The sequence below is a fragment of the Exiguobacterium sp. s133 genome (assembly GCF_018618595.1).
GTDB classification, from domain to species: Bacteria; Bacillota; Bacilli; order Exiguobacteriales; family Exiguobacteriaceae; genus Exiguobacterium_A; species Exiguobacterium_A oxidotolerans.
This window is the reverse complement of sequence record NZ_JACSMK010000017.1, coordinates 26,173-36,261: the sequence shown is the minus strand read 5'-3', so window position 1 is coordinate 36,261 and position 10,089 is coordinate 26,173. Positions and strand designations below refer to the sequence as shown.

Sequence of the window (10,089 nt, the reverse complement as noted above, 5' to 3'; positions counted from 1 at the left end):
GGAAGACAATTAGGAAGGAAAGAGAGAGCAAAAAAAAAGATGGGAAATCACATTCAAGTGACCTTCCATCTAGTTTGTCTACACGCTGAAAGGAGACCACAAGGGTCTCCTTTTGAAACTGCTTATTTTTTAGGTGATTTCATCGAACCACTCATTGAACGCATCACTTGGTTGACTTTCTTTTGTGATGGCTTTTGACCCATTTGCATCATCAATGTCTTAATCATATCTTCGTTGATTGGCGGGTTTTGCTCCAAATAGTTCATCATGTATCGACGAGCGATATAGAAACCAAGGGCGACACCTGCTACCAAGCAAAGAAGGGCAATTAAAATCCAAATCCATGTAGCCAAGTTGCTTCCTCCTCTAACTTAAAACGTCGCTTTTTACTATACTATAATTCTAACCGTTTGCATAGATAATGCATGAAAAAGGTGCGCATGAACGCGCACCTGTTCCACTTATCCGAGTTGCTTGACTGTTTCCAAGATATTTTCGACAGACATGCCGTACTCTTTTAATAGAAGGTCTCCTGGAGCCGATGCGCCGAAACGATCGATTCCGATGACTTGTCCTTCTGTTCCCACGTACTTGTACCAACCGAGTGACGCGCCTGCTTCGATCGCAAGACGTTTCGTGATCCGTTTTGGTAAGACAGATTCTTTGTACTCAGCTGTTTGCGCTTCGAACAACTCCCATGATGGAAGTGAAACGACCGCAACCTTTTCACCCAGTTGTTTTTGTGCTTCGACGAGCAAGTGAACTTCTGAACCCGTTCCCATCAAGATTGTATCTGCTGTGTTTACGTCACCTGCGATGACATAACCACCCTTTTCAGCACCTTCGACTGTCGTGCCTTCAAGTTCAGGTAAACCTTGACGTGTCATAACGAGCAACGTCGGTTTGTTTTTCGATTGAACAGCTGTTTTCCAAGCGGCAATCGTTTCTTTTCCGTCTGCCGGACGATAGACCGTCAAGTTCGGCATCGCACGGAAACTCATCAAGTGTTCGACTGGCTCGTGTGTCGGACCATCTTCTCCCACTGCGATCGAGTCATGCGTCAAGACGAAGATTGATTGAATCCCCATCAATGCTGCAAGACGGACTGCCGGGCGCAAGTAGTCTGAGAAAACGAAGAATGTCGCACCGTAAGGGATGACGCCACCGTGAAGTGCCATTCCGTTGACAGCTGCTGCCATCGCGAACTCACGGACACCGAACCAAATGTTACGGCCGCTTGGATCGATATCGAAGTCAGCTTCGCCTTTTAGCATCGTGTTGTTCGAACCAGCTAAGTCAGCTGATCCCCCGAAGATTGATGGGATGTTTTTCGCAAGAGCGTTTAAGACTTCTCCACTCGTCTGACGTGTTGCTTTTTTCGATGTCAGATCATATGTCGGAAGATCTGCTTCCCAGTTGCTCGGCAATTCATTGTTGATCGCTTGAACAAGCTCAGCGTGCAATTCCGGATGTGCTGCTTTGTATTGCTCCATTTTTTCCGTCCATGCTGCTTCTGTATCAGCGCCACGTTTTTCGATGCGCTCCTCGAACAAGTCTTTGACTTCTTCCGGTACATAGAATTCTTCATGATCCCAAACGTAGCTTGCTTTCGTCAACTTGATTTCCGCATCGCCGAGTGGTGCACCGTGTGAAGCCGATTTCCCTGATTTGTTCGGCGAACCGAATCCGATAACCGTTTTGACTTCGATCAATGTCGGTTTTGTTGTTTCCGCTTTCGCCGCGTCGAGTGCTTTTGAAATCGAATCGATATCCGTTCCATCTTCAACACGGATGACTTGCCAGTTGTATGCTTCAAAACGTTGTTGGACGTTTTCAGAGAATGACTTGTCCAAGTCGCCATCAAGCGAGATATCGTTTGAATCATACAGGACGACGAGTTTACCAAGACCTAAATGTCCTGCGAGTGAAGCCGCTTCTGCAGAGACACCTTCCATTAAATCACCGTCTCCGCAAATGCCGTATGTGAAGTGGTCCACGACGTTTAGGTCGTCACGGTTGTATTTCGCTTCGAGGTGACGTTCTGCCATCGCCATCCCGACAGCCATCGCGATGCCTTGTCCGAGTGGACCAGTCGTCGCATCGACACCTGCTGTGTGACGGTATTCCGGGTGACCCGGTGTTTTTGAGTTCCATTGACGGAATGACTTCAAGTCATCCATCGCGAGGTCGTATCCTGATAAATGGAGGAGTGAGTAGAGAAGCATTGAACCGTGTCCTGCTGAAAGTACAAAACGGTCACGGTTAAACCATTCTGGATTTTTAGGGTTGTGGTTCATATGATCCGCCCATAATGTAAATGCCATCGGTGCTGCACCCATCGGCATTCCCGGGTGGCCCGAGTTCGCTTTTTGTACTGCATCAATTGATAAGGTACGAATCGTATTTACTGCTAGTAATTCTACTGTTGTCATGTTCGTCAAAACAATCATCCTCTCTCTTTTTCACAAATTCTATATCATTTTAGCACACACAGAAATGTGATACAACTTTTCTAAATAGTATGTCACATTAAAATGAATGCGCTCTCTATTGCCCTTTTCAAGCGACTTTCATGATACACATTACTGATTTTCCCATTAAAAAAGCTACCTCGCTCACGGATTGAGCGACGCAGCTTTCATTCATACAAAACTTGCTTACTGTTTATTGCGTTCTTCTTCTTGTGCTTGCTTCAATTTTTCAGGCGTAACATCCGTTCCTTCTTCATCAACGATTTTGATGCCCATCATTTGATTTTTGAACGAACCACGAAATGCTTCTAAATAGGCCGTTCTTAATTCTTTTTGTTCCGCCGTCTCAGCTTCCGTTAACGGTTCGACTTTTGATTTATTGGCAAGTTCATTAATTCGATCGAGTTGTTCTTGTGATAACATAATATCCCTCTTTCTCTTTGACTCAACGCGGAGCACTTTAATAGTAACCTTACTGTAAAAGACCCGAAAAAAAAAAGCAAGTTTGTCGCGTCAAGATGACACAACACCTGCTTTCATTCATAAGACTGGACAACTTCTTTATATTCAAGATAACGCCGATTGACCGTCGCTTTCGAAATATCATGCCCCATGCCGCGTAAGGTCGTCGCGATGTCAGCAAACGTCAAACCAAGTTCACGTAATCGAACGATTTCTTCAATCGGGACTTCCTTTCGACTGCGGCCGGCATTCTCGCCTTGCCGATTGAGATTTTGTTCGGGTCTAAAACCATTATCGACAGCCCGTCGCATGCCGCGTGCGATTTTTGCATTGTGGAGCTTACGCTGGTATTCCTCAACGAGTGAAACGATTTCGAGGACCATCGCTTCCGCATCTGCCAGTTGGTATTCACCGTCTGACTCCATCGTCATCAACTGGACATCATGTTTTTTGAACGTATGCAAAATCGCGATTTTGGCGTTTCCTCGTCCGATTCGTGTATCGTCCGTCACGAGCACCGCTTCCACCAGATGACGCGTTACATAATCAAGAACGGTCAACATCCCTTCTCGCTCTACATCATAGCCACTTTCTTTTTCGACGATGATATCTATGATTTCAAATCCTTTTGTTAAAGCGAGTCCCGACAGTTCTGCTCTTTGCCGCTCCAGTGAGCTCTCTTGTGCTTCTTTTTCCGTCGAGACGCGACAGTAGATTACTACTTTCATCGTACCTCACACCCCTGTTCGTTCATTCAACAACTTTTATATTCTGTCATTGTTGTGCGATTGGTACAACGATTTTGTCTTTCGAAATGACATGTTTTGTTTCGAGCTCATTGTTCTTGATCAGCCAGTCGATGTATTCTTGATTCGTCATCGAACCATCATTGTAGACTTCAGCTACTTGTTCGACTGTTACGTTCTCATCTACCGTGACTGACGCCGTAAGTAATCGGTGGACCTTTTCATCCGGTCGTGGTGTTAAAAGAAAAAGAATGAAAGCAAAACTGAGCGTATAAAACAGAATTGAAAAGGCATGAGTACGAATAGAATGAATCATCATGAATCCCTCCAAATAGGTTATTAGAATAAATGTTCTCGGAACAATTGTTCGCATAATCTATAATAAACACAGAACCAGTGTTCGGTCAATACAAAAACATCGAACAATTGTTTGTGCGCTCATTTGTTCTATGTTATAGTAATTCTAGAAACATATATTCCTAAATCCTAAAAAAACCAATCCGGAAAGAGGTGGCAATTCGTATGCGGAAAATGTCTAAACGTCAACAAGAAATCCTTGACTACATCATCGCTGAAGTGAAGTTAAAGGGCTATCCACCTTCAGTTCGCGAAATTGGTGAAGCTGTTGGTCTTGCTTCAAGCTCAACGGTACACGGTCATTTGGATCGTCTAGAAAAACGTGGACTGATTCGCCGTGACCCGACGAAACCACGCGCGATTGAAATATTGCTTGATAAACCTGAAGAAATCAACGAAGCGATCGTCCATGTCCCCGTTATCGGCAAGGTAACTGCCGGACTTCCGATCACTGCGATTGAAAACATAGAAGAGCATTTCCCACTCCCTGCACATTATGTAGGAAATGAAACCGTCTTTATGTTGACGATTGATGGCGAATCGATGATTAATGCAGGTATTCTTGATGGCGATCGTGTTATCGTGCGTCAACAAAACACAGCAGAAAACGGGGAGATTGTCGTTGCGATGACCGAAGATAGTGAAGCGACAGTCAAACGGTTCTTCTTAGAAGATCAACAGGTACGTCTTCAACCAGAAAATGACTCGATGGACCCGATGTATTTCGATAACGTGTCGATTCTTGGCAAGGTCATCGGCGTTTACCGGACGATTCACTAAGAGAGGGACCAGCTAAGCTGGTCTTTTTTCATGCCTTCTGGAAATGTACATGATACGGTCAACTCCGTTGCCCTAACGGGATATGTTGTTTATTCGGTCGCAACGAACCAAACGGATTGGCTCCCGACCGCTGTCGGAATCGCCGTCGGGACCTTATGGCTTTCGCCCGACTTAGACTTAAAATCGGAACCTTACTATCGTTTTGGCCCTTTGCGTGTCCTTTGGATGCCATACGTTAAAATTATGCCGCACCGCTCCATCTGGTCGCATGGCTTAATCATCGGAGATGTCATCCGCCTACTCTACAGTGCCGCTTTATTGATTCCGCTACTCTTTTTAGCCTTCTATAGTGAAATCATCCAAGCAAGCACGGTCGACTCATTGATTGACGTCATGCCTGCTTTTATTATCGGTGTGATGACCGCAAGTACGATTCATATCATCCTTGATCATACGAGTAGTTGGTTCCGCCCTAAAAAGAAACGAAAAAAACGTCGATCCTGACTTTTTCCATTCAATCATGGAAAAAGTCTTTTTATTATCCAATTCTAATTTTTTTAAACCTAAATATTGAAAATTTCGATTCCTATATTTCAATTATTTGTATTGAAAACGTTATCAATTCGGGTTAGGTTTAAATAGAAAGGTATTATTCGCTTTAATCCAAAGGGAGGGTTTTTGCATGAGTAATTTTATTAGTGAGATGATGGGAACATTGATTCTCGTCCTACTCGGGGATGGCGTCGTCGCCGGTGTCGTTCTGAAGAAAACCAAGTCTGAAAATGGTGGCTGGATTGTCATCACGCTCGCTTGGGGTCTCGCCGTTATGACCGGTGTTTACGTCGCGGCATCCAGTGGTGCCCACTTGAACCCAGCGGTTACTTTGTCGCTCGCGCTCAATTCTGACTTACCGTGGGCAGATGTACCTATCTATATCGCTGCTCAACTTGTCGGAGCATTCCTTGGCGCAGTACTCGTTTGGCTTCATTACATGAAACATTTTGAAGCGACAGAAGATCAAGCCGCAAAACTCGGTGTCTTCGCGACAGGTCCAGCAATCCGTCATACGGGATCAAACTTAGTATCTGAGATCATCGGGACATTCGTTCTCGTCTTTGGTATCTTGGCGCTTGGAGCGAATACGTTTGCAGACGGACTCAATCCATTGATCGTCGGTCTCCTCGTAGTCGTCATCGGTCTTTCGCTCGGTGGTACGACGGGTTATGCAATCAACCCTGCCCGTGACCTTGGTCCACGTATCGCCCACGCGATCTTACCGATTCCGGGTAAGGGATCATCAGACTGGGGTTACTCATGGATTCCGATTGTCGGACCAATCATCGGAGGCGCAATCGCCGTCTTCATCTATCAACTGCTATTTTGATTGAGCATTAGGTATCTTAACTATTCAAGGGGGACTCACAGATGGAAAACAAGTATATTTTAGCACTCGACCAAGGAACGACAAGCTCACGCGCCATCATTTTCGATCATGATGGTCAAATCGTCAACTCTGCTCAACGTGAATTCAAACAATACTTCCCACAACCAGGCTGGGTCGAGCATGATGCAAATGAAATCTGGGGTTCGATTTTAGCAGTCATGGCGGATGCACTCGGAACGGCTGACATCAAACCGAGTCAAATCGCGAGCATCGGAATTACGAACCAACGTGAAACGACAGTCGTCTGGAACAAGGAAACGGGAAAACCAGTTTATCATGCCCTTGTCTGGCAATCGCGTCAAACGGCCGACATTTGTGATGAGCTAAAAGAACAAGGACTCAATCAAAAATTCCGCGATAAAACTGGCTTACTCATCGATGCCTACTTCTCAGGAACAAAAGTCAAATGGATTCTAGATAACGTCGATGGTGCACGTGAGCAAGCAGAGAACGGGGAACTGCTCTTCGGTACAATCGATACGTGGCTCGTCTGGAAGCTCTCAGGTGGAAAAACACATATCACAGACTACACGAATGCCTCACGGACACTCATGTACAACATTTACGAACAACAATGGGATGACGAGTTACTTGAAATCCTGACAGTCCCTAAATCGATGTTGCCAGAAGTCCGTCAATCAAGTGAAGTCTACGACAACACAGTCCCGTATCACTTCTTCGGCTTCGAAGTTCCAATCGCCGGCATCGCCGGTGACCAACAAGCTGCCTTGTTCGGTCAAACGTGCTTTGAACCGGGCGAAGGGAAAAACACATACGGTACAGGTTGCTTCATGTTGATGAATACGGGCGAAAAAGCCGTTTCTTCAGACCACGGACTCTTGACGACGATCGCTTGGGGCGTCGACGGCAAAGTGGAATACGCACTCGAAGGTTCAATCTTCGTTGCCGGTTCTGCAATCCAGTGGTTGCGTGACGGTCTCCGAATGTTGAAAAATGCAAAAGACTCAGAAGGCTACGCTTTGAAAGTCGATTCAACAGACGGTGTCTACGTCGTTCCTGCTTTCGTTGGTCTTGGTGCACCGTACTGGGATAGCGACGTTCGCGGTGCCATCTTCGGATTGACACGCGGGACGGAAAAAGAGCACTTTGTCCGCGCAACACTCGAGTCACTCGCTTACCAAACTCGCGACGTCTTGACAGCGATGCAGCAAGATTCCGGCATCGAACTGAAAACGTTACGCGTCGACGGTGGTGCCGTTGCCAACGACTTCTTGATGCAATTCCAATCGGATATTCTCGGTGTTCCAGTTGACCGCCCGGAAATCAATGAGACGACGGCACTCGGTGCAGCCTACCTCGCTGGACTCGCTGTCGGCTATTGGAAAGATAAAGCTGAAATCAAAAAGCAGTGGAAACTCAACCATCAATTCACACCTGAAATGAAAGAAGACGATCGCGAAAAACGTTATGCCGGATGGCAAAAAGCGGTCGAAGCGACAATGGCATTCACACCGAACAAAAAAGCAGCCAACGCAAACGTCTAATCGAACAACGATGACTTTTGCACCACTCTATTAAAAAGAAGCGATTTCGATATCACTCGAAATCGCTTCTTTTTTTATCTTTGACCTCTTAATTCATACAACTTCTCAATCCACACCAAAGAACTCCCCTCTAAGCGAACAGGCAGATACCTGACTTAGAAGGGAGATCGGTCTTACGCGAATCATTTAGGCGAATTCATTTTTCAATCCGTCAACGACTTCAGTCAGTGACTTCGATTGACCACTTAAAACAGCCGCGAGGAATGCCCCTTCGACGAGCGGCGCCTCGACAAATTGGACCGTTTTATCACCGCTATACAGTTCAAGGGCCAACTCCGTATTCATTGTTGCAGAACCGATATCCGTCAAGATGACACCGTCATCGTCGAGCGCATTCAACGTCTCTTCAATGCGCGAAGCATCTGTCCCGATGCTTCCATCCGCTAAACCGGCCGCTAGCAGGATTGGTGTATCCGGTGCCATTTCGGCAAGCAGTTCCTTTAGACCAGTCGCCAGTTTTTCACTGTGTGAAACGAGAATTACATTAACCATGTAGCACCTCCACGATTTCTTGTAACAAGAGTGCACTCGATAAAGAACCTGGATCTTGCACGCCGACTGTCGCGTCTCCAAAGTAGGAAGCCCGCCCTTTCGTCGCGACACGTTCTTTTGTATCACGGAGCGCTTGTTCGAGTGCAGCGTTTAAATCCGCCTCTTTGCTCAAGGCCTCATGGAAAGGTGTCCAAATGTCGACCATTGTTTTCTGACCGAATTCAGACTTTCCACGCATCTTGATGCCTTCCGTCGCTTCAACAAAAGCTTGTGCCAGTTCTTGCCCTTCCACTTCTTTTTTCCCTTTAAAGGCTCCGGCGAACTTGACGAACGCTGTTCCGTATAACGGACCAGACGCCCCACCGACCGTCTTGATTAACGTCATCCCAACTTGTTTTGACAAATCACCTAAATCTTCATACTCACCATGTGCTTCTAGTTCTTTTTGGACGGCTTGAAAACCACGTGACATGTTAATCCCGTGATCACCGTCGCCGATTTCACGATCAAGATCGGTCAGTTCATCTTTATGGGCTTCAATCTGTGCTGCTGCCTTCAGTAAGCTTTCACGAAACTGTTCTGTCGTTAACTTCATTTCAATCCACCTCTTCTATTTCTTTTAAAGATTTTTAGTCTGATCAAAAGCCGATTGCATTCGTTTTTGCGTCAAGGTAACCGACGAGCTCGTCGTCGACCGGAAGTAACGTAATCGAGAAACCGTGCATCTCAAGCGATGTCATATAGTTTCCAACGTATGGACGGACGATGTCGTAGCCTTTTGCTTGTAATTGTTCCGCGACATACTTGTAGGTGATGTAGAGTTCCGATTCCGGCGTTCCACCCATACCATTGACCATGACAGCGACTTTTTTGTCTGTTACTTCTGCTGTCAGTCGGTCGAGCAGTTCCGTGACGATTGCTTCAACGGACGCAACCGGTTTCCGGTCGATTCCTTTTTCACCATGGATTCCAATTCCGATTTCCATCTCATCTTCATGTAAGTCGAAACCAGGTTTTCCGCTTTCCGGCATGTAACACGGTGAAAGTGCCATCCCAATCGAACGCACGCTTCCGATGACTTTCTCGGCAATTGCTTTGACTTCAGCAAGCGACTTGCCTTCCGCCGCTGCCGCACCGGCAATTTTATGGACAAAGACTGTACCCGCGACACCGCGGCGATCTTCTTCTTTTTTGATGGCGATGTCATCCTTTACGACAACCGTCTCGACTTCGATCTCTTCAAGTTCTGCCAGTTCCTTCGCCATATCAAAGTTCATGACGTCCCCGGAATAGTTTTTAACGACGAGAAGTACGCCTTTACCAGCATCTGCTGCCTTGATCCCTTCAAGGACCATATCTGGTGTCGGTGAGGTGAAGACCTCTCCACAAACTGCTGCAGCTAACATCCCGTCACCAATGAAACCAGCATGGGCTGGCTCATGCCCACTGCCGCCACCCGAAACGAGGGCAACTTTTCCGTTCAGTGGTTCTTTTCGTTTTACGACATTGACGCCGTCGACTTTCGCATATAAATCCGGATGAGCTAAAACGAGACCTTCCACCATATCTGATACGAATCGGTTGGCATCTTGCATTAATTTATCCATCTTGAACGCTCCTTCGTCTAACGATTTTTTGCACTACCACTTAGTCTTTACCACAATTCAAGCAAACTTATGTCAAGAAAACATATGAAAATATTGACCACTTAGTGTCCATTTTTGAGTACGGATGCTATGCTCATCTTACATGTCAAAAAAGGAGGAATTGCA

At 46.1% G+C, this 10,089-nt stretch carries 12 protein-coding genes; 4 read left to right on the top strand and 8 right to left on the bottom strand.

Annotated features, from left to right (window positions below; genetic code table 11):
• Positions 1-122: 122 nt before the first annotated feature.
• From KNP96_RS16280 to yneA, 5 genes are all read right to left on the bottom strand, one after another.
• Positions 123-353, bottom strand: coding sequence for a YneF family protein (locus KNP96_RS16280; protein WP_012370001.1), 231 nt, complete (start codon positions 351-353; stop codon positions 123-125).
• A gap of 108 nt (positions 354-461) precedes the next feature.
• Positions 462-2,450: a transketolase gene (gene tkt / locus KNP96_RS16275; protein WP_088836762.1), complete on the bottom strand. Its 1,989-nt coding sequence runs from the start codon at positions 2,448-2,450 to the stop codon at positions 462-464.
• A gap of 207 nt (positions 2,451-2,657) precedes the next feature.
• Positions 2,658-2,894 (bottom strand): DUF896 domain-containing protein, encoded by a 237-nt coding sequence (locus KNP96_RS16270; protein ID WP_029333302.1) that lies wholly within the window; start codon positions 2,892-2,894, stop codon positions 2,658-2,660.
• Between the two features lie 113 nt (positions 2,895-3,007).
• On the bottom strand, positions 3,008-3,661 hold the full coding sequence (locus KNP96_RS16265) for a YneB family resolvase-like protein (protein ID WP_088836761.1): 654 nt from the start codon (positions 3,659-3,661) through the stop codon (positions 3,008-3,010).
• 46 nt (positions 3,662-3,707) lie between these two features.
• Positions 3,708-3,995, bottom strand: coding sequence for a cell division suppressor protein YneA (gene yneA, locus KNP96_RS16260; protein WP_214767387.1), 288 nt, complete (start codon positions 3,993-3,995; stop codon positions 3,708-3,710).
• A 206-nt stretch (positions 3,996-4,201) separates the two neighbouring features.
• On the opposite strand from yneA, the gene lexA reads away from it, so the two are divergent.
• The 4 genes from lexA to glpK all read left to right on the top strand — a co-directional run bounded on the left by lexA (position 4,202) and on the right by glpK (position 7,765).
• The gene (gene lexA, locus KNP96_RS16255) at positions 4,202-4,816 is read left to right on the top strand and encodes a transcriptional repressor LexA (protein WP_029333297.1); all 615 of its coding nucleotides are present in this window, start codon (positions 4,202-4,204) and stop codon (positions 4,814-4,816) included.
• Between the two features lie 30 nt (positions 4,817-4,846).
• On the top strand, positions 4,847-5,320 hold the full coding sequence (locus KNP96_RS16250; RefSeq protein WP_088836760.1) for a metal-binding protein: 474 nt from the start codon (positions 4,847-4,849) through the stop codon (positions 5,318-5,320).
• 178 nt (positions 5,321-5,498) lie between these two features.
• A complete protein-coding gene (locus KNP96_RS16245) occupies positions 5,499-6,200 on the top strand; it encodes an MIP/aquaporin family protein (RefSeq protein WP_088836759.1) in 702 nt (233 codons plus the stop codon).
• A 41-nt stretch (positions 6,201-6,241) separates the two neighbouring features.
• A complete protein-coding gene (gene glpK / locus KNP96_RS16240) occupies positions 6,242-7,765 on the top strand; it encodes a glycerol kinase GlpK (RefSeq protein ID WP_088836758.1) in 1,524 nt (507 codons plus the stop codon).
• Between the two features lie 186 nt (positions 7,766-7,951).
• Here glpK and dhaM read toward each other — a convergent pair whose 3' ends face one another.
• The 3 genes from dhaM to dhaK are packed head-to-tail and all read right to left on the bottom strand — an operon-like array spanning position 7,952 to position 9,924.
• The gene (gene dhaM, locus KNP96_RS16235; protein WP_088836757.1) at positions 7,952-8,317 is read right to left on the bottom strand and encodes a dihydroxyacetone kinase phosphoryl donor subunit DhaM; all 366 of its coding nucleotides are present in this window, start codon (positions 8,315-8,317) and stop codon (positions 7,952-7,954) included.
• Positions 8,310-8,912: a dihydroxyacetone kinase subunit DhaL gene (gene dhaL, locus KNP96_RS16230; RefSeq protein ID WP_029333286.1), complete on the bottom strand. Its 603-nt coding sequence runs from the start codon at positions 8,910-8,912 to the stop codon at positions 8,310-8,312. The genes dhaM and dhaL overlap by 8 nt, the downstream gene beginning before the upstream one ends.
• 43 nt (positions 8,913-8,955) lie before the next feature.
• Positions 8,956-9,924 (bottom strand): dihydroxyacetone kinase subunit DhaK, encoded by a 969-nt coding sequence (gene dhaK / locus KNP96_RS16225; RefSeq protein WP_214771793.1) that lies wholly within the window; start codon positions 9,922-9,924, stop codon positions 8,956-8,958.
• Positions 9,925-10,089: the final 165 nt, after the last annotated feature.